Raw genomic sequence first — 19,791 nt, 5'->3', positions numbered from 1 at the left:
CTTCACCTGTGCCGGCCCCGGCCGCGTCCCCGGCCCCGCGCACCCGCTGCGCTACGAGATCCGGCGTATGACCACCGGACCCCGCGTCCCCCGCCTCGTAGCCGCGCTGACCGTCCTCGCCTCCGTCGCCGGCGCCGCCCTCCTCGCCCACACCGGCGGCAACGGCGCCTCCGGCGTCCGGATGCTCACCGGCTGGCACCCCTCGCTGCCGCTGCCCCCGGTCGCGATCGGCGCCGGCTTCATCGGTGCCCACGCCTTCGCGCAGGAGTTCCGCTTCCCCTCGCTCGCCGCGGCCTTCGGCGGCGTCCCCCGGCGCTTCGGGCTGTTGGTCGCCAAGCTCGTCGTCGCCACCGCGGTCGCGCTCGCCCTCCTGGTCGCCGTGATGTTCGCCGACGCCAGCGCCCTGCTGGTCGGTTACGGCGACATCGTCGACCTCCCGGCGAACTGGGCCACGAGCATGACCGGTTGGGCCCTGCTCACCATCGGCTGCGCCTGGACCGGCGTGCTCGCCGCCGGCGTCTTCCGGCACGCGTCGCTCGGCCTCGCCGCCGTGCTGACCGTGCCGGTCGCGGTCAGCCCGCTGCTGGGGGAGTTCGCCACCACCGGCGCCGCCCGCCGCATCGCCGAGCTGCCGCTGCGGATGCAGGAGGTGTTCCCGATGCCGTGGCCCTCCGGCGCCGCCCGGCTGCTCTCCACCGACCTCGGCCCGGCCGCCCAACCCGTCGGCCAGGCACTGGTGTTGTCGCTGCTGGCGCTGCTCGCCGCCTACCTGCTCACCGCGGCCAAGAGCCGGGCCCGCTGACCTGCGGCGCAAGCCGCGCACCCCGAGCAACACCCCTCGCACACACGCCCTGAAAAGGCGTCAATGCCGGGGTCGCAGGCGATCACCCTTTCGTGTGCTTTTCACGAAAGCCCTCAAGGTCCCACGGAGCCCGGCCGACAAAAGACTTCGTGAGTACCCTTGCGCAGACCATGCAGACCATGATGACCGCGGCTCCCTCGACCGACGGCTATGCCGGCTCGGCGGGCGGGCTCAACCGCTTCGCGTACCAGGAGGGCGCACCAGCCGCACCCACCGCCGCTCCGGCACCCCCGGCCCCGGCCCCCTCGCCGGCCTGGGATTCGGAGCCCGACCTCAGCCGCAGCGTCCGGCGCGCCGCCACCAGCCGCGGCCGCGGGCTGCACGGCCAACTCGTCCAGCAGCTCGGCCAGATGATCGTCTCCGGCGATCTCGGCGCCGACCGCCCGCTCGTCCCCGAAGAGATCGGACAGCGCTTCGAGGTCTCCCGGACCGTCGTCCGCGAGTCCCTGCGCGTGCTGGAGGCCAAGGGCCTCGTCAGCGCCCGCCCCAACGTCGGCACCCGGGTCCGTCCGGTCAGCGACTGGAACCTGCTCGACCCGGACATCATCGAGTGGCGCGCCTTCGGCCCGCAGCGCGAGGACCAGCGCCGCGAGCTGTGCGAACTCCGCTACACCATCGAGCCGCTGGCCGCCCGCCTCGCCGCGGGGCACGGCCGCGAGGACGTCCAGCAGCGGCTCCAGGACATGGCCGAGATCATGAGCCACGCCCTGGTCCAGGGAGATGCAGTGACGTTCTCCCGCGCCGACGCCGAGTTCCACTCCCTGGTGATGCAGGTCGCCGGCAACCGCATGCTGGAGCACCTCTCCGGCGTCGTCGGCGCCGCCCTGCAGGTCTCCGGCGGCCCGGTCGGCGGTTGCGACCGCCCGGGCGAGACGTCGGTCGCCAACCACCTGCGGATCTGCGACGCGCTCGCCGCCGGCGACGGCCCCGCCGCCGAGGCCGCGATGCGCCAGCTGCTCTCGGTCCACGAGACCACCGGCACCGAGCGTGTGGTGCCCGCCCCGCGCGAGCACTGACACGCTCACGGGCGCTGTCGTCGCCGGACCTCCAGGGGTCCGGCGACGCGCCGTCCCGGGCCGCGGCCCCTCAGTGTGACCTGAGCCACGTGGATTGGGCGTAACGCTCTGCGGGAAGGCGCGATGACCTAAGAGGTGGCTCGCGCACCGCGCTTCTGCGGAGCGTCGCCGCCGCACCCGCCGACGGTCCATCCCCACCGCCGGTCGTTCCCATCGTTCGAGAGGTTGTTCGTGTCGGCCAGCACATCCCGTACGCTCCCGCCGGAGATCGCCGAAGCCGCGTCCGTCATGGCGCTCATCGAGCGGGGAAAGGCCGAAGGGCAGATTGCCGGCGACGACGTGCGCCGTGCCTTCGACGCAGACCAGATTCCGCAGACACAGTGGAAGAACGTCCTGCGTAGCCTCAACCAGGTCCTCGAAGAGGAGGGTGTGACACTGATGGTCAGTGCCGCTGAGGCGCCGAAGCGCACCCGTAAGACCGCGCCGGCGAAGAACACCCCGGCCGCCGCTCCCAAGCCGGCGGCCAAGAAGACGGTCGCCGCCAAGACGGCCACCAAGAAGACCACCGCTACGGTCCCCGCGGCCACCGAGGACGCCGCCGCGGAAGCGACGGCCGCCGAGGAGACCGCCGAGGCCGTCGACGAGCAGACCGAGGCCAAGCCGGCGAAGAAGGCGGCGGCGAAGAAGACCGCCGCCAAGAAGACGGCTGCCAAGAAGACCGCCAAGAAGGCCACGGCCAAGAAGACCGCCGGCAAGAAGGGCGAGGGCGAGGAGGAGTCCGAGGAGGGCGCCGCCGGTCCTGAGGGCAAGACCGACGGGCCCGAGGGTCCCGAGGGCGAGTCCGGCGAGGGCTTCGTCCTGTCCGACGAGGACGAGGACGACGCGCCCGCGCAGCAGGTCGCCGCGGCCGGTGCCACCGCCGACCCGGTCAAGGACTACCTGAAGCAGATCGGCAAGGTCCCGCTCCTCAACGCGGAGCAGGAGGTCGAGCTCGCCAAGCGCATCGAGGCGGGTCTCTTCGCCGAGGACAAGCTCGCCAACTCCGAGAAGCTCGCGCCGAAGCTGCAGCGCGAGCTGGAGATCATCGCCGAGGACGGCCGCCGCGCCAAGAACCACCTCCTCGAAGCGAACCTCCGCCTCGTGGTCTCGCTGGCCAAGCGCTACACCGGCCGCGGCATGCTCTTCCTGGACCTGATCCAGGAGGGCAACCTCGGTCTGATCCGCGCCGTCGAGAAGTTCGACTACACCAAGGGCTACAAGTTCTCCACGTATGCCACCTGGTGGATCCGGCAGGCGATCACCCGCGCGATGGCCGACCAGGCCCGCACCATCCGTATCCCGGTGCACATGGTCGAGGTCATCAACAAGCTGGCCCGCGTCCAGCGCCAGATGCTCCAGGACCTGGGCCGCGAGCCCACCCCGGAGGAGCTGGCCAAGGAGCTCGACATGACCCCGGAGAAGGTCATCGAGGTCCAGAAGTACGGCCGCGAGCCCATCTCGCTGCACACCCCGCTGGGCGAGGACGGCGACAGCGAGTTCGGCGACCTGATCGAGGACTCCGAGGCGGTCGTCCCGGCGGACGCGGTCTCGTTCACCCTCCTGCAGGAGCAGCTGCACTCGGTGCTCGACACCCTCTCCGAGCGTGAGGCGGGCGTCGTGTCCATGCGCTTCGGCCTGACCGACGGCCAGCCGAAGACCCTGGACGAGATCGGCAAGGTCTACGGCGTGACCCGCGAGCGGATCCGCCAGATCGAGTCCAAGACCATGTCGAAGCTGCGGCACCCGTCCCGTTCGCAGGTGCTGCGCGACTACCTCGACTGATCGGCTACGGGTGCGCGGCGCACCCACGTGAAAGAGGCTGAGTGGACACCGTCCGCTCAGCCTCTTCTCGTTTCCGCGTCAGGAGTCGCCATGCGCCACGTTGTCGAAAGAGGGTGCCACCGCCTGCTGCCCGCCCGCATCCTCGCGGCCCTGCTGCCGCTGGCGGTGCTCCAGCTGCTGGCGGTGGCGCCCAGGGCGGCCGCCGACGGCGTGGTGGTGGGCGGCAAGCCGGTGCAGATAGAGGAGAGCCCGTGGATAGTGGCGCTGACCAGCCGGGAGCAGTACGGGCGGGAGCGCTCCGGGCAGTTCTGCGCCGGGGTGCTGATCTCGCCGCGCAAGGTGATAACGGTGGCGCACTGCCTGACCCGCGAGGTGCTCGGCGCCCCGCTCGAGAAGGTGCGTGACCTGCGGGTGGTGGCGGGGCGGGGCAATCTGCGCGACGGCGGGGGCCAGGAGATCAAGATCAGCAAGGCCTGGGTCAACCCGGACTACGACAGCTGGACCAACGCGGGGGACGTCGCCGTACTCACCCTGGAACGACCCGCCACTCGGGGCAAGCCGATCGAACTGGCCACCGGCGGCAGGGACGACGCGTACCAGGCCGGCGGTCCGGCGCAGGTCTACGGGTGGGGCGACACCAAGGGCGACGGCAGCTATGCCACCTCGCTGCACGCCGCGGAGGTGAAGGTGCTCGCCGACCGTCGGTGCAGGTCCGCCTATCCGGCGGGGAGCCTTGACGGTACGTACACGACCGACTCCATGCTGTGCGCGGGAGTGGTCGAGGGCGGCAAGGACGCCTGCCAGGGCGACAGCGGCGGGCCGCTGGTCGCCAAGGGGCGCCTCATCGGGCTGGTGTCCTGGGGGAACGGCTGCGGGGAGCCGGGGAACCCGGGGGTCTACACCAGGATCTCCGGTGTGCTGCCGGAGATCGCGGGCCGTACATAAAGATCGCGGGCCGTACATAGGCGGTGGACCCGCGGTCACAGAAAGGCTGAGGAGCCGAACGGGCGGCCTTCCCCTGATCTCTCAGGGGGAGGCCGCCCGAACGCCGGTCCTGGACCGGCACGGCTCGTCTGGGAAGCGTCGTATCAACGTTCCTCTGTGTCGGCTGCAGGAGTCGCGGTCAGCTTCTCCGTCTCGTCCTGTATCTCAGCGGCGATCTTCTTGAGTTCCGGCTCGAACTTGCGCCCGTGGTGGGCGCAGAAGAGCAGTTCGCCACCGCTCATCAGGACGACGCGCAGGTATGCCTGGGCGCCGCAGCGGTCACAGCGGTCTGCGGCCGTCAGCGGGCTCGACGGTGTCAGAACAGTAGTCACGTCGCCTCTTCTCTAGCTCGACGAGCTGTCGTACCAGGGTCAACATCCAACCAGGCCGAAAACGTTCCCGCTCGGGCTTTGCCTCGGGGTGGGTTCGCTCACAGCGGACAGATGCCGACGGGGTGGCGGCGAAATGTGCCGTAGTGCATTTTTGGTGCGCTGCTGGGCTTTTCGCTTCATTACAGGGGTCGTCCTTGCCGGCTGGCTTGCCGGTTGTCCATGAGGACGTGCCCGGAGCCTAAATGGTTCATGCCGGGATGGGAACGTGATGTGGACGTCACTCCTTCGAGGGATCGAACATCTGCTCGACACGGTACTAGCATGGAGCCACGAGCAAGTGCCTGCACACCAGTCCCGCCAAGGGGTCGGTACCCTCTGACCGGCGCCACCAGGCACCACACACCTGAATTCAGCGAGGAGCGAACTTACGTGTCCGCCGCAGTGTCGACCACCGATGTGCCCTCCCTGCTCGCCGCGGCAGACCGCGACGGGTCGAATTACACCGCGCGGCACCTCCTCGTTCTCGAGGGCCTCGAGGCCGTCCGCAAGCGCCCCGGCATGTACATCGGCTCCACGGACAGCCGCGGCCTCATGCACTGCCTCTGGGAGATCATCGACAACTCCGTCGACGAGGCCCTGGGTGGCTATTGCGACCACATCGAGGTCCTGCTGCACGCGGACGGCTCGGTCGAGGTCCGGGACAACGGCCGCGGCATCCCCGTCGACAAGGAGCCCAAGACCGGCCTCTCCGGCGTCGAGGTCGTCATGACCAAGCTGCACGCCGGCGGCAAGTTCGGCGGCGGCGCCTACGCGGCCTCCGGCGGTCTGCACGGCGTCGGCGCCTCCGTGGTCAACGCGCTCTCCTCCCGCCTGGACGTCGAGGTCGACCACTCCTCCCGTACGCACACGATCAGCTTCCGCCGCGGCGTCCCCGGCGCCTTCGCGGGAGAGGGCCCGGACGCGAAGTTCGAGGCCGCGAGCGGGATGACCAAGACCAAGAAGGTCCCGAAGACCCGCACCGGGACCCGTATCCGCTACTGGGCGGACCGGCAGATCTTCCTCAAGGACGCCCGCCTCTCCCTGGAGGAGCTGCAGGCCCGCGCCCGCCAGACCGCCTTCCTGGTGCCGGGGCTCACCCTGGTCGTACGGGACGAGCGCGGCATCGACGGCGCCGAGCCGACCACCGAGATCTTCCGGTACGACGGCGGCATCAGCGAGTTCTGCGAGTACCTGGCGCCGGACAAGGCCGTCTCCGACGTGGTCCGGCTGGCCGGCTCGGGCACCTTCAAGGAGACCGTCCCGGTGCTGGACGACCAGGGGCACATGACGCCGACCGAGGTCCAGCGCGACCTCGGCGTCGACATCGCGCTGCGCTGGGGCACCGGCTACGACACGACCATGAAGTCGTTCGTGAACATCATCGCCACCCCCAAGGGCGGCACCCACGTCTCCGGCTTCGAGCGCTCCCTCACCAAGACGGTCAACGAGGTACTGCGCGGCGCCGTGAAGCTGCTGCGCGCCGCCGAGGACGACGTGGTCAAGGACGACGTCACCGAGGGCCTCACGGCCGTCGTCACGGTCCGGCTGGCCGAGCCGCAGTTCGAGGGCCAGACCAAGGAGGTGCTCGGCACCTCGGCGGCCTCGCGGATCGTCGCCAATGTGGTGGCCAAGGAGCTCAAGGCTTTCCTCACCTCCACCAAGCGCGACCAGAAGCAGCAGGCCCGCTCGGTCCTGGAGAAGATCGTCGCCGCGGCCAGGACCCGTATCGCCGCGCGGCAGCACAAGGAGGCACAGCGCCGTAAGACGGCCCTGGAGTCGTCGTCGCTGCCGGCGAAGCTCGCGGACTGCCGCAGCGATGCCGTGGATCGCTCCGAGCTCTTCATCGTCGAGGGTGACTCGGCGCTGGGTACGGCGAAGCTGGCGCGGAATTCGGAGTTCCAGGCGCTGCTGCCGATCCGCGGCAAGATTCTCAATGTCCAGAAGTCCTCGATCTCGGACATGCTGAAGAACGCCGAGTGCAGCGCGATCATCCAGGTGATAGGAGCCGGCTCCGGGCGGAGCTTCGACATCGACCAGGCGCGCTACGGGAAGGTGATCTTCCTCGCCGACGCGGATGTGGACGGCGCGCACATCCGCTGCCTGCTGCTGACCCTCTTCCAGCGCTATATGCGGCCGATGGTCGAGGAGGGCCGGGTCTTCTCGGCCGTCCCGCCGCTGCACCGGATCGAGCTGATCAATCCGAAGAAGGGCGTCGACAAGTACATCTACACGTACTCCGACAACGAGCTGCGCCAGACCATCCTGGAGCTCGAGCGCAAGGGCACCCGCTACAAGGACTCGATCCAGCGCTACAAGGGCCTCGGCGAAATGGACGCCGACCAGCTCGCGGAGACCACGATGGACCCGCGGCACCGCACCCTGCGGCGGATCAACATCGGGGATCTGGAGGCGGCGGAGGAGGCCTTCAACCTGCTGATGGGGAATGAGGTGGCGCCGCGGAAGGAGTTCATTACGAACTCGGCGGCGACGCTGGATCGGTCGCGGATCGACACGTAGCGCGCTGCCGCGCCGGGTTGCCGGGGCTCCGCCCCCGGACCCCGGATCGGCGCTGCGCGCCTCGGCCTCAAGCGCCGGCCGGGCTTGGGTTGGCCGCGAGCGCGGGCCGGGTGCCGAGCCGAGCCATGTGGGCCTCAGCGCGGCCAGCGCCAAGGGCCCTTGGCCGCGGTCGTCAGGGCTGCGAGGAATGCTGCCACCGGCGCCGGGGCCGGTGGCTTGCCGTAGACCGATGCGCTGACCGTGCGGCGGTCGTTTGGGAGGCGGTGTACGCGGATGCCGTTGTGGCGGTGGGCGCGTAGGGCGAGGCCCGGGAGGGTGGAGATGCCGATGCCTGCTGCTACCAGGGACTGGACTGCTACGTAGTCGTCCGTCTCGAAGGCGATGTGTGGGGTGAAGCCTGCGCGGGTGCAGGAGGTGAGGAGGTGGGCGCGGCAGCGTTCGCAGCCGGCGATCCAGGGCTCCTCGGCGTACGCCCCCAGGCTTGCGGGTGCGCCGGTGCCGCCCTTCGTCACCAGGTACATCGGTTCCTCGAGCAGCGGTACGGACGTCGTGTGCAGGCGGCCGGCCTCGCTCGCGTCGTCGTGCTCGAAGGTCAGCGCCACGTCCACCTCCCCGGCGCGCAGCGCCGCCAGCGCGGCCGGGGGCTCGGCCTCGGTCAGCGCCAGCTCCACCCCGGGGTGATCCGCGGCGAAGGGGGCGGCCGCCGCCGGGATCAGCGTGGCCAGCGCCGAGGGGAAAGCCGCCACCCGGACCCGGCCGGTGTGCAGGCCCGCGTGGGCCGCCAGTTCGGCTCGCGTCGCCTCCAGCCGGCCCAGGATCTCCTCCGCCCGCTCGGCCAGCAGCCGGCCCGCGTCCGTGAGGCGGATGCCGCGGCCCGCGCGCTGCACCAGCGGGACGCCTGCCTCCTCCTCCAGCCGGGCCAGGTGGTGGCTGACCGACGGCTGGGCGTAGTTCAGGGCGTCGGCGGCGGCCGTTACGGATCCTTCGCGGGCGACGGCGGCCAGGACGCGGAGGCGGGTGAGGTCCATGCATCGATCGTATCTATGAAAGCAGCGGAAACTTCCATTGGACCTATGGGTCGAGCGGCTGCCAGCCTGGCTCCATGCAGCCGCCCACCATCACCGATGTCCTCGAAGCCCGCACCCTGCTGCGGCGGCACCTGCCGCCCACCCCGGCCTGGTCGTATCCGACGCTCGACCACGGACCCGCCGCCTCCCTCACCGTCAAGCACGAGAACGTCCAGCCCACCGGCGCCTTCAAGGTCCGCGGCGGGCTCACCCTGCTCGCCGGGATGGAGCCGGGCGAGCGAGCCCGCGGCGTCGTGGGCTACTCCACCGGCAACCACGCCCAGTCCCTCGCCTACGCCGCCGCGCAGTTCGGCGTCCCCTGCGCCATCGTCATGCCGCGCGACCCCAACCCGGGCAAGGCGCGCGCCGTTACGGCCCTCGGCGCCGAACTCGTCGAGTACGGGGCGAACTTCGACGAGGCCCGCCCGTACGCCGAGAAGCTCGCCAGCGAGCGCGGCATGCGGCTCGTCAGCGCGGCGAACGAGCCCGCCATCCTGGCGGGCGTCGGCACCGCGTACTTCGAGCTCTTCGAGGACGCCCCGCGCACCGACACCGTGATCGTCCCGGTCGGCAGCGGCTCCGGTGCCGCGGCCGCCTGCATCGTCGCCGCCGCCCTCGCGCCGCACGCCGAGGTCGTCGCCGTGCAGTCCGCCGAGGCGCCCGCCGCGCACGACTCCTGGCGGGCCGGCGAGATCGTCGAGCGGCCCAACCGCACCGCCGTCGAGGGCCTCGCCACCGGCAGCGGCTTCGCGCTGCCGCAACTGGTGCTGAAACAGCGCCTGAAGGACTTCCTGCTGCTCGACGACGCCGTCATCGAGCAGGCCCGGCAGATCCTCGCCCGCGACGCCCACACCCTCGCCGAGGGCGCCGGCGCGGCGGCGCTGGCCGCGCTGCACACTTACCCCGACCGGTTCGCCGGGCGGCGGGTGGCGGTCATGTGCACGGGCGGAAATGTGTAGCAATGGCGATTCCGTAGGGGAGACCTGGGCTTAAATCTCCGGTATTGCGCCGGGTGTTCACCTGATTGTGTGAAGGGTCCGGGATTGCGGAACCCGGCCGCATGCGGTCCACCCATCCTTTGTGACGCGGCAATGAGCCCGCAACGCGAGGGAGACACGGTGGACAAGCACGAGGCGGCCGAGGGACACGCACCGGCCGCGGCGCTCGACGACCCCTGGCACGACGAGCTGGCCTCCGGATGGGGGGCCTGGGACGATCCGGAGCCGGACCGCTGGATGCCCGCCCCGCGCGCCGCGGCCGCCGCCGTCCCGGGGCCGCGGCCGCCCGCCGACGACTCCGAGCTGTATCTGGAGGTCCAGCAGAGCCCGGAGTTCCAGCACGTCCGCAACCAGTACCGGCGTTTCGTGGTGCCCGCCGCCATCGCGTTCCTCGGCTGGTATCTCGCCTACGTCATCGCCGCGACCGCCGCCCCGGGGCTGATGGCACACAAGGTCGCGGGCGTGGTGAACGTCGCGATACTGGCCGGCCTCGGCCAGTTCGTCACCACCTTCCTCCTCACCTGGGCCTACGCCAGGCACGCCCGGCTCCGCCGCGACCAGCCCGCGATGGAGCTGCGCTGGGACGTCACGATGCAGACGAACTCGGCGGCCGAGGCCCGTAAGCCGAAGGAGGACCCGCAGCAGTGAGGGGCCTCGCCGAGCACCAGACCCTCGCGCTGCTCCTGTTCAGCGCCTTCGTGCTGCTGACGCTCGCGATCACCTCGTGGGCGGGGCGCAACCGGCACGGCTCGCCGGAGGAGTTCTACGCCGGCAGCAGGCTGTTCTCGCCCATGGAGAACGGTTTCGCCCTCTCCGGCGACTACATGTCCGCCGCGTCCTTCCTCGGCATCTCCGGGCTCATCGCCCTCTACGGCTACGACGGAATGCTCTACTCCGTCGGCTTCCTCGTCGCCTGGCTGGTCGTGCTGCTGCTGGTCGCCGAACTCGTCCGCAACTGTGGCCGCTTCACCCTCGCCGACGTCGTCGCCGCCCGGCTGCGCGAGCGCCGCGTCCGCTTCGCCCTCGGCATCTCCTCCGTCACCGTCTCGGTCCTCTACCTCGTCGCGCAGATGGTCGGCGCGGGCAGCCTCGTCGCGCTGCTGGTCGGCGCGAGCGGCGGCGCGGAGCAGTCGGCCGCGGTCGCCGGGGTCGGCGGCCTGATGGTGCTCTACGTGGTCGTCGGCGGCATGCGCGCCACCACCTGGATCCAGATCGTCAAGGCTGTCCTGCTGATGGGCGGCGCGATCGCGCTCACCGTGATGGTGCTGATCCGCTTCCACGGCGACCTGGGCGCGCTGCTGTCCACGGCCGCCGAACGCAGCGGACACGGCCGCGACTTCCTCGCCCCGGGGCTGAAATACGGCGGCACGCTCGGCAATCGTCTCGACTTCATCAGCCTCGGCATCGCCCTTGTCCTCGGCACCGCGGGCCTGCCGCACATCCTCGCCCGCTTCTATACGGTCCCGACCGCCCGCGCCGCCCGGCGCTCGGTGGTCTGGGCGATCGGCCTCATCGGCGGCTTCTACCTGATGACGATCGTGCTGGGCTTCGGCGCCGCCGCGATCCTCGGCACCGACGCGGTCCGTACCGACAACGCCGCGGGCAACACCGCTGTCCCGCTGCTCGCCCTCGACCTCGGCGGGGGAGCGGGGTCGACCGGCGGCGCGGTGCTCTTCGCGATCGTGGCCGCGGTCGCCTTCGCCACCATCCTCGCCGTGGTCGCCGGCATCACGCTGGCGTCGTCCGCCTCGGTCGCCCACGACCTGTACGCCTCGCTGCGGCGCCGCCGGCACGCGCACGCCAAGCAGCGCAGCGAGGTCGCGGTCGCGCGGGTGGCGGCGGGCGCGATCGGGGCCGTCGCGATCGGGCTCGGGCTGCTCGCCCGCGGCCAGAACGTCGCCTTCCTCGTCGGCCTCGCCTTCGCGGTGGCGGCCTCGGCGAATCTGCCGGTGCTGCTGTACGCGCTGTTCTGGCGCCGCTTCACGCACCGCGGCGCGGTGTGGGCGGTGTACGGCGGGCTGATCCCCGCGCTCCTCCTGGTGGCGCTGTCGCCGGTCGTGTCCGGGCGGCCCGACGCGCTCTTCCCCGGCCTCGACTTCGCGTACTTCCCGCTGCAGAACCCGGGTCTTGTCTCCGTACCGCTCGGCTTCCTGGCGGGCTGGCTCGGCACCCGCTTCTCCCACGAGCCCGCCGACCCGGCGCGGCACGCGGAGACCGAGGTGCGGGCGCTGACGGGGGCCGGGGCCGTGTGAGCTCGGCTGCGGCTCCGGCGGTGTTCAATTAGGCTGTACGGCCCAGCCGTTGGCCACGCAGAGGAGCCGCCCGTGTCCCCAGCCGCCGTGCCGCCTGTCGGCGACCGGATCCGCCAGGTGCGCCTGGATCGCGGCTGGAGCCTGCGGCGGCTGGCGCGCGAGATCGGCGTATCCGCGAGCCTCGTTTCGCAGATCGAGAACGGCAAGAGCCAGCCGTCCGTGAGCACCCTGTACGCGATCACGACGGCGCTGTCCGTCACCGTCGACCACCTCTTCGAGGTCCGTGAGGACGCGGTCGCACCGGCCGCCGCCCCCGGCACCGTGCTCGGCGCGCTCGCCGCGCTGGCCGCGGAGCCGGCCCGCCGGATCGGCCCGCTGACCGGCCCTGACGAGCGGGAGCGGCTGGAGCTGGACTCCGGTGTGGTGTGGGAGCGGCTCGGCCATGTGCCCGGGACCGAGACCGACTTCCTGCAGGTGACCTACCGCCCCGGCGGCTCCTCCTCCAGCACCGGCGGGCTGATGCGGCACCCGGGCACCGAGTACGGCTACCTCACCGCGGGCGAGCTGATCCTGACCCTCGGCTTCGAGGAGCACACGCTGCGCCCTGGCGACGCCGTCTGCTTCGAATCCACGACTCCGCACCGCTACCGCAACGAGGGCGAGGAACCGGCGGTCGGCGTCTGGGTGGTGTTCAGTGTGCCTTGACACTCTCACCGGGCGGTCGTTCACTGTCAGTTGAGCGGGCTCCGGCTGGAGAGGGGTGGACGCCATGGCGGTCCGCACATTCGGGCAAGGCGCGGTCGACTGGGAGGAGCGTGTCGATCTCGCGCGGTTACGGACCGAGCGGCTGGCCCGGCTGAAGGCCGCCCTCGAGGAGTCCGAGCTCGGCGCGGTGCTCAGCTTCGACTTCTCCAACATCCGCTATATGACGTCGACGCACATCGGCACCTGGGCGATGGACAAGCTCATCCGCTTCGCCCTCCTCGTCCGCGGCGCCGAGCCGGTGATCTGGGACTTCGGCTCCGCGGCCCGCCACCACCAGCTCTACAACCCCTGGCTGGACCACGGCGGTAAGGAGGGCGAGCCCACGGGCGCCCGCGCCGGGATCTCCACGCTGCGCGGCGCCTTTCACCCGGACGCCGGCATCGCCGAGGACGTCGCCGCCAAGGTGGCCGGGGAGTTGCGCGAGCACGGCATGGGCGGCGAACCGCTCGGCGTGGACCTCGCCGAGATGCCGGTGCTGGCCGCCCTCAAGGCCGAGGGCATCGATGTGGTGGACGGCCAGCAGCTGTTCCTGGCAGCCCGGCGACTCAAGACCCGCGACGAGATCTCCCTGCTCACCCAGGCCTGCGCCATGGTGGACGCGGCCTACGAGGAGCTGTACGGGTATCTGCGCCCCGGGGTGCGCGAGAACGAGTGCGTCGGCGTCGTCAGCAAGGCGCTCTACGACCTCGGCAGCGAGTACGTCGAGGGCGTCAACGCCATCTCCGGCGAGCGCTGTTCACCCCACCCGCACGTCTACAGCGACCGGCTGATCCGCCCCGGCGACCCCGCCTTCTTCGACATCCTGCACAGCCACCTCGGCTACCGCACCTGCTACTACCGCACCTTCGCCGTCGGCAGCGCCTCGCCCGCCATGCGGGACGCCTACACCCGCTGCCGGGAGTACATGGACGAGGCCATCGCTCTCGTCCGCCCGGGCGCGACCACCGCGGACATCGTCGCGGTGTGGCCGCGCGCCGAGGAGTTCGGCTTCCCGGACGAGACTGCCGCCTTCGCCCTGCAGTACGGGCACGGGGTCGGCCTGTCGATCTGGGAGAAGCCCATCTTCAGCCGCCTGGTCTCGCCGAAGCATCCGGAGGTGCTGGAGGAGGGCATGGTCTTCGCGCTCGAGACGTACTGGCCGGCCGCGGACGGCTGGTCGGCGGCCCGTATCGAGGAGGAAGTGGTGGTGACCGCGGACGGCTGCGAGGTCATCACCAAGTTCCCGGCCGAGGAGCTGCTGGTCGCCGGGCGCAAGTACTGGACCGTGGGCGGTGAGCTCGACACCCGCCGCGAGGCGCAGTCGCACCTCAACACCCGGGCGGGCAGGGGAGAGCGGTGAGGCCCGCTGAGCTCCTCGGCGCGTACGAGCAGATGGCGGTGATCCGCCGCACCGAGCGGGCCGCCCACGACTTGTTTCTGCAGGGCCTGGTCAAGGGCACCACCCACCTGGCCGCCGGGCACGAGGCGATCGCCGTCGGCGCGAGCGCCGCGCTGCGCGCCGACGACTACGTCTTCGCCACCTATCGCGGCCACCACCACGCCATCGCCCGCGGTGCCACGCCGGAGGAGTGCCTGGCCGAGCTGATGAGCCGGGCGACCGGGCTGTGCGGGGCCAAGGGCGGCTCGATGCACCTGACAAAGGCGGCGGCCGGGATGCTCGGCTCGTACGCCATCGTCGGCTCGCACCTCCCGATGGCCGCCGGCGCCGCCTGGTCGGCGAAGCTGCGCGGCACCGGGCAGATCGCGGTGGCCTTCTTCGGCGACGGCGCAACCAACATCGGCGCCTTCCACGAGGCGTTGAACCTGGCCGCGGTGTGGCGGCTGCCGGTGCTGTTCGTGTGCGAGAACAACCTGTACATGGAGTACACCGCGATCGCCGACGTGACCGCCGTGCCGCGCCCTGCCGCCGACCGGGCCCCGGCGTACGGCATTCCCGGCGAGGTCGTGGACGGCAACGACGTCGTGCTGGTCCGGGAGGCGGTGGCCGCGCTGGCCGGGCGGGCCCGGGCCGGGGAGGGCCCGGCGATCCTGGAGGCGCTGACGTACCGGCACTTCGGGCACAGCCGCTCCGACCCGGCCGCGTACCGCCCGGCCGCGGAGGTCGAGGAGTGGCTGAAGCACGATCCGCTCGACCTGGCGCGCGGACGGCTTCTGTCAGCCGGCGTAAACGACAAGGACATCGCCGCGGCCGACGATCGGGCGGAGCACCTCGTCGCGCAGGCCGTCGCGGCCGCGAAGAGCGCGCCGGGGCCGGACCCGGCCGCCGCGCTCACCGACGTATGGGCCGACGGAGGTGCGGCGTGGCGGACGTGATCACCTACCGGGAGGCGGTCGCCGAGGGCATCGCGCGCGAGATGCGCCGCGATCCCGCGGTGGTGTGCCTGGGCGAGGACATCGGCGCGGCGGGCGGGGTGTTCAAGACCACCGCGGGGCTGTTCAAGGAGTTCGGCCCGGAGCGGGTGTGGGATACGCCGATCTCCGAACAGGCCATCGCCGGGGCGGCGATGGGCGCCGCGATGACCGGGCTGCGACCGGTCGCGGAGATCATGTTCTCCGACTTCCTGGCCTGCTGCTGGGACTACCTCGCCAATGAAATCCCCAAGGTCCGCTACATGACGGCCGGCCAGGTCACCGTGCCGCTGGTGGTGCGGACCGCCAACGGCGGGGGCCTCGGCTTCGGCGCCCAGCACTCGCAGGCCACGGAGAACTGGGCGCTCACCGTCCCCGGACTGAAAATCGCGGCCCCCGCCACCCCCGCGGACATGATCGGCCTGATGGCCGCGTCGATCCGCAGCGACGATCCCGTGGTGCTCTTCGAGCACAAGGCGCTGCTGGCCGTCAAGGGCGAAGTGCCGCCCGACGGGCACGTCGTCGAGCTGGGCCGGGCCGCGGTCGTACGGGAAGGGGCCGACGTCACGCTGGTCGCGCTGGCCTCGATGGTGCCCGTCGCGCTGTCCGCGGCCGAGCGGCTCGCCGCGGAAGGCATCTCGGCCGAAGTGATCGACCTGCGCTGCCTGGTGCCGCTCGATATGGCGACGGTGCTCGCGTCACTGCGGAAGACCTCGCGGCTGCTGACCGTGGAGGAGAACCCGTACCAGGGCGGCTGGGGCGGCACGCTCGTATCGATCGTCGCCGACGAGGGCTTCGGCCTGCTGGACGCGCCGGTACGCCGGGTGGCCGGCGAGTGCGTCCCGCTGCCCTTCGCCGACGCGCTGGAGGACGAGGTCATCCCGACGGTCGACAAGGTCGTGGCCGCGGTCCGCGGCCTGGCCCACTACTGAACACCCCACAGGAGGAAGGCGGCACGGCGATGAGCGAGCGCAAGCTGCTGCGCGGAGGCCAGGTGCTCACCATGGACCCGGAGCTCGGGGACCTGGCCCAGGGGGACGTCCTGATCGAGAACGGGAAGATCGCGGCGGTCGACCGGGAGATCTCCGCCGACGCCGAGGTGCTCGACATGACCGGGCGCATCGTCATCCCCGGCTTCGTGGACACCCACCGCCACACCTGGGAGGCGTCCATCCGCGGCTGCGCGCCGGACGCCACCCTCGACGACTACTTCACCGAGGTCCTCGACACCTTCGCGCCCGTCTACCGGCCGGAGGACGTGTACGCGGGCAACCTCGCCGGCTCCCTGGAGTGCCTGAACGCCGGCATCACCACGCTCGTCGACTGGTCGCACATCAACAACACGCCCGAGCACCCCGACGCCGCCCTGCAGGCGCTGCGGGAGACGGGCATCCGCGCCCAGTACGCGTACGGCAGCGCCAACACCTCGCTGGCCGACTACTGGTACGACAGCAAGATCGCGATTCCGGCGGACGATGTGCGCCGAGTCCGCGCGGCGTACTTCTCCTCGGACGACGGGCTGCTCACCATGGGCCTCGCCACCCGCGGGCCCGGCTTCTGCATCAGCGACGTGGTGATCAGCGAATGGCGGCTCGCCCGCGAGCTGGACCTCCCGATCACCGTGCACGTCGCGATGGGCCGGGTCGCCGGCCGCTTCGGCATGGTGAAGCAGCTGCACGACCTCGGGTTGCTGGGTCCTGACACCCCGCCGACCACGTACGTGCACAGCTGCTATCTCAGCGACGAGGAGTGGCGGATGGTCGCCGACAGCGGCGGCACCATCTCCGTGGCGCCGCAGGTCGAGACCCAGATGGGCCATGGCTGGCCGCCGGTGATGAAGGCCATCGAATACGGCCTGCGGCCGTCGCTCAGCATCGACGTGGTCACCACCGCGCCGGGCGATATGTTCACCCAGATCCGCTCCGCCTTCGGCGCCGAGCGCGCCCGGGTCAACGCCGAGTGCTGGCAGGCCGACACCCCCATCCCGGACACGATGCTCACCGCCCGCCGGATGCTGCGGCTCGCCACCCTCGACGGCGCGCACGTCGCCGGGCTCGGGGACCGTACCGGCTCGCTCACCCCCGGCAAGCAGGCCGATGTCGTCGCCATCGACGCGACCGCGCTCAACGTGGCGCCCGTGCACGACCCGGTGGCCGCGGTGACGTTGAGCGCCGACGTGTCGAACGTCGACACCGTCCTCGTAGCCGGCGAGGTCAAGAAGCGGGACGGCCGGCTGCTCGCCGACACCGCCCGCGCCCGGCGGCTGGTCGAGGAGTCCCGCGACCGGTTGCTGGCCGCGGTCGCGTCCCGGGCGCCGCGGCAGTGAGTGCGCATCTGGTACGGCGGGCGGCGGACGCGGAGTTCGCCGCCACCGGGCAGCCGGGCCTCTCCCGCTGGGCGGCGGTCGGCGAGCGCGACGGCGCGGTGCACACCGGCTTCGGCGTCTGCGAGCTGGCGGCGGACGGCGCGGTGGGGGCGCATGTGCACGCGTACGAGGAGTCGTTCTTCGTGCTGTCCGGCGCCGTCGCGCTGGACACCCCCGAGGGCTCGTGGCTGCTGCGGCCGGGCGACTACGGCCTGCTGCCCGTCGGCGTGCCGCATGCCTGGCGGGGTACGGGCGAGGGCCCCGCCCGCTGGGCCGACATGCTCGCACCGGTGCCCCGGGCGCGGTACGGGCACGATACGGAGGCGGTGCCCGAACTGCCCGCGCGGGAGCCGCGGCCGGTGGACGTACGCGACCCGCGCACGCGCGCTTTCGGCCACTTCGAGCCCGCGCACATGGACCCGGGCAAGCAGCGCCAGGACCTGCTCGCGGTCTCGGCGAGCATGCGCACCGCGCTGCTCGTCTACAGCGGGATCACCGTGAAGATGATGGTCGACGGCGATCTGGGCGCGGTGGCCTCGACGATGTTCATGGTCCAGTACGAGCCGGACGGCGCCGCCGGGGCGCACGACCATCCCTTCGAGGAGACGTATCTGATCCTCGAGGGCAGCGTGGACGCCGAGTTCGACGGGACGCGGCACCGCCTCGGCCCGGGCGACCTCGCGTGGGCGGGGGCGGGCTGCGTGCATTCCTTCGCCAATGCCGGTACGGGGCCCGTGCGATGGCTGGAGACACAGGCGCCGCAGCCGCCGTCGCGGCACTCGTACCGGTTCGCGCGCGACTGGGACTACCTGAGGCAGCGGCTGGAGGAGAAGCGATGACGGGAACGGCAAGGAGCGTGGTCGTCGTCGGCGGCACCGCCGGCATCGGCCGGGAGATCGCCCGCCGGTACGCGACCGTGGGCGACGACGTGGTGCTCACCGGCCGCGACGCGCACCGCGCGGCCACGGTGGCGAAGGAGTGCGGTGCCCGGGGGCTGGCCCTCGACCTGGCGCGGCCGCGGGAGATCGCCGCGGCGCTGGAGGGCATCCAGCGGGTGGACGCGCTGGTGCTGGCCGCCATCAGCCGGGACGAGAACTCGGTGGCGGAGTACGACATCGAGGCGGCGCTGGCGCTGGTCACGCTCAAGTTGGTCGGCTACACGGAGGTCGTGCACGCGCTGCGCCCCCGGCTCGGCGCGGACGCGGCGGTCGTGCTCTTCGGCGGCCAGGCCAGAGCCCGCCCGTACCCCGGCTCGACCACGGTGACGACGGTCAACGCCGGCGTCGACGGCATGGTGCGCACCCTCGCCGCCGAGCTCGCCCCGGTCCGGGTCAACGCCGTCCACCCCGGCATCGTCGGCGACAGCCCGTACTGGCGCGACAAGCCGCCCGCGGCGCTTGAGGGCATCCGCTCCCGTACGCCGACGGGCCGGCTGGCCGGGATGGCCGACGTGGTCGACGCGGTGGACTTCCTGCTGCGCAACGGCGCGGTCAACGGGGTCGGCCTGCCGGTCGACGGCGGCTGGCTGCTGCGGTGAGCGGCGTCGGACGCATCGCCGTCGTCGGCACCGGGCGGATGGGCGCCGCCATGGCGGGGCGGCTGCGCGAGGCCGGGATCGCGGTGACCGTGTACAACCGGACGCGGGCCACGGCGGAGGAGCTGGCGGCCCGTACCGGCGCGGTCGTCGTCGCTACGGCGCGGGAGGCCGCCGCGGCCGCGGATGTCGTCGTGGTCTCGCTCGCCGACGACGCCGCGGCCGCCGGGACGTACGGCGGCGCCGACGGCATCGCCGTCGGGCTGCGGCCCGGCAGCGTCGTCCTGGAGACCTCGACCATCGCCCCGGAAACGGTGGCGGCGCTAGCCGCACTTGCCGAGAAGCAGGGCGCCGTGCTGCTCGACACACCCGTCTCGGGCAGCGTGGCCTTCGCCGAGCACGGCGAGCTGATCGTGATGGCGGGCGGCCCCGCCGAGGCGCTGGAGCGTGCCCGTCCGGTGCTGAACATCCTCGCCGCCCGCGTCATCCATGTCGGCGGCAGCGGGGCGGGCGCGGTGATGAAGCTGGCGCTCAACTCCGTGGTGCACGGCCTGAATCTGGCGCTGTCCGAGGCGCTGGTGCTCGCGGAACGCTCGGGGGTGGCACGCGAGATGGCGTACGACGTCTTCGCGGCGAGCGCGGCCGGTGCGCCCTTCGTGCACTACAAGCGGGCCGCGTTCGTGCACCCCGAGGACGCGGCCGTCGGCTTCACGCTCGGCCTGGTCGCCAAGGACCTGGAGCTGATCCTGGACCGGGCCGAGCGGGCCGGGGTGCCGATGGAGCAGGCCGCCTTCAACCTCCGGCAGGTCAGGGCGGCGGGGGAGGCGGGATACGCGGACCGTGATCTGAGCGCGATGGCGGACTTCGTGCGCGGGCATTGACACGTGTCG

The 19,791-nt window shown here is 71.9% G+C and carries 17 protein-coding genes and 1 pseudogene; 16 read left to right on the top strand and 2 right to left on the bottom strand.

Going from position 1 to position 19,791, the window contains the following annotated elements:
• The 4 genes and pseudogenes from G5C51_RS14625 to G5C51_RS14610 all read left to right on the top strand — a co-directional run.
• A pseudogene (locus G5C51_RS14625) lies at window positions 1-802 on the top strand (ATP-binding cassette domain-containing protein); the annotation flags it as partial.
• Window positions 803-981: 179 nt separating this feature from the next.
• Window positions 982-1,878 carry a FadR/GntR family transcriptional regulator gene (locus tag G5C51_RS14620; protein WP_206313838.1) on the top strand — a complete coding sequence of 299 codons (897 nt, stop codon included), beginning with the start codon at window positions 982-984 and terminating at the stop codon, window positions 1,876-1,878.
• A gap of 225 nt (window positions 1,879-2,103) precedes the next feature.
• A complete protein-coding gene (locus tag G5C51_RS14615) occupies window positions 2,104-3,699 on the top strand; it encodes an RNA polymerase sigma factor (protein WP_165237251.1) in 1,596 nt (531 codons plus the stop codon).
• Between the two features lie 90 nt (window positions 3,700-3,789).
• Window positions 3,790-4,644, top strand: a complete 855-nt coding sequence (locus tag G5C51_RS14610) for a serine protease (protein WP_165237249.1) — start codon at window positions 3,790-3,792, stop codon at window positions 4,642-4,644.
• 143 nt (window positions 4,645-4,787) lie between these two features.
• On the opposite strand, the gene G5C51_RS14605 is transcribed toward G5C51_RS14610, so the two are convergent.
• Window positions 4,788-5,015 carry a DUF7455 domain-containing protein gene (locus tag G5C51_RS14605; protein ID WP_165237247.1) on the bottom strand — a complete coding sequence of 76 codons (228 nt, stop codon included), beginning with the start codon at window positions 5,013-5,015 and terminating at the stop codon, window positions 4,788-4,790.
• Window positions 5,016-5,444: 429 nt separating this feature from the next.
• Between G5C51_RS14605 and G5C51_RS14600 the strand changes: the two genes are divergently transcribed.
• Window positions 5,445-7,571, top strand: coding sequence for a DNA gyrase/topoisomerase IV subunit B (locus G5C51_RS14600; RefSeq protein WP_338118146.1), 2,127 nt, complete (start codon window positions 5,445-5,447; stop codon window positions 7,569-7,571).
• A gap of 134 nt (window positions 7,572-7,705) precedes the next feature.
• Here the strand turns inward: G5C51_RS14600 and G5C51_RS14595 are convergent, their stop codons facing one another.
• Window positions 7,706-8,599: a LysR family transcriptional regulator gene (locus G5C51_RS14595; RefSeq protein WP_165237243.1), complete on the bottom strand. Its 894-nt coding sequence runs from the start codon at window positions 8,597-8,599 to the stop codon at window positions 7,706-7,708.
• Between the two features lie 74 nt (window positions 8,600-8,673).
• Between G5C51_RS14595 and G5C51_RS14590 the strand changes: the two genes are divergently transcribed.
• The 11 genes from G5C51_RS14590 (at window position 8,674) to G5C51_RS14540 (ending at window position 19,782) form a co-directional block, all read left to right on the top strand.
• Window positions 8,674-9,597: a threonine ammonia-lyase gene (locus G5C51_RS14590; RefSeq protein WP_165237241.1), complete on the top strand. Its 924-nt coding sequence runs from the start codon at window positions 8,674-8,676 to the stop codon at window positions 9,595-9,597.
• A 159-nt stretch (window positions 9,598-9,756) separates the two neighbouring features.
• Window positions 9,757-10,284 (top strand): DUF485 domain-containing protein, encoded by a 528-nt coding sequence (locus G5C51_RS14585; RefSeq protein WP_338118145.1) that lies wholly within the window; start codon window positions 9,757-9,759, stop codon window positions 10,282-10,284.
• A complete protein-coding gene (locus tag G5C51_RS14580) occupies window positions 10,281-11,888 on the top strand; it encodes a sodium:solute symporter family transporter (protein WP_165237237.1) in 1,608 nt (535 codons plus the stop codon). The genes G5C51_RS14585 and G5C51_RS14580 overlap by 4 nt, the downstream gene beginning before the upstream one ends.
• A 72-nt stretch (window positions 11,889-11,960) precedes the next feature.
• Complete coding sequence (locus G5C51_RS14575) at window positions 11,961-12,593, top strand: cupin domain-containing protein (protein ID WP_165237235.1); 633 nt, start codon at window positions 11,961-11,963, stop codon at window positions 12,591-12,593.
• 64 nt (window positions 12,594-12,657) lie between these two features.
• Window positions 12,658-13,992, top strand: coding sequence for a M24 family metallopeptidase (locus G5C51_RS14570; protein ID WP_165237233.1), 1,335 nt, complete (start codon window positions 12,658-12,660; stop codon window positions 13,990-13,992).
• On the top strand, window positions 13,989-14,966 hold the full coding sequence (locus G5C51_RS14565; protein ID WP_338118144.1) for a thiamine pyrophosphate-dependent dehydrogenase E1 component subunit alpha: 978 nt from the start codon (window positions 13,989-13,991) through the stop codon (window positions 14,964-14,966). The genes G5C51_RS14570 and G5C51_RS14565 overlap by 4 nt, the downstream gene beginning before the upstream one ends.
• Complete coding sequence (locus tag G5C51_RS14560) at window positions 14,954-15,934, top strand: pyruvate dehydrogenase complex E1 component subunit beta (RefSeq protein WP_165237231.1); 981 nt, start codon at window positions 14,954-14,956, stop codon at window positions 15,932-15,934. The genes G5C51_RS14565 and G5C51_RS14560 overlap by 13 nt, the downstream gene beginning before the upstream one ends.
• Before the next feature lie 29 nt (window positions 15,935-15,963).
• Entirely contained in the window at window positions 15,964-17,328 is a 1,365-nt protein-coding gene (locus tag G5C51_RS14555; protein WP_165237229.1) for an amidohydrolase family protein, read from the top strand.
• Window positions 17,325-18,206 (top strand): cupin domain-containing protein, encoded by an 882-nt coding sequence (locus G5C51_RS14550; RefSeq protein ID WP_165237227.1) that lies wholly within the window; start codon window positions 17,325-17,327, stop codon window positions 18,204-18,206. The genes G5C51_RS14555 and G5C51_RS14550 overlap by 4 nt, the downstream gene beginning before the upstream one ends.
• Window positions 18,203-18,904: an SDR family NAD(P)-dependent oxidoreductase gene (locus tag G5C51_RS14545; RefSeq protein WP_165237225.1), complete on the top strand. Its 702-nt coding sequence runs from the start codon at window positions 18,203-18,205 to the stop codon at window positions 18,902-18,904. The genes G5C51_RS14550 and G5C51_RS14545 overlap by 4 nt, the downstream gene beginning before the upstream one ends.
• Window positions 18,901-19,782, top strand: coding sequence for an NAD(P)-dependent oxidoreductase (locus G5C51_RS14540; protein WP_338118143.1), 882 nt, complete (start codon window positions 18,901-18,903; stop codon window positions 19,780-19,782). Before G5C51_RS14545 ends, G5C51_RS14540 begins: the two co-directional genes overlap by 4 nt.
• Window positions 19,783-19,791: the final 9 nt, after the last annotated feature.

The organism is Streptomyces coryli (assembly GCF_011044975.1).
Taxonomy (GTDB): Bacteria; Actinomycetota; Actinomycetes; order Streptomycetales; family Streptomycetaceae; genus Streptomyces; species Streptomyces coryli.
Note: the sequence above shows the minus strand (reverse complement) of the source record. Positions and strands in the feature narration are given on the sequence as shown.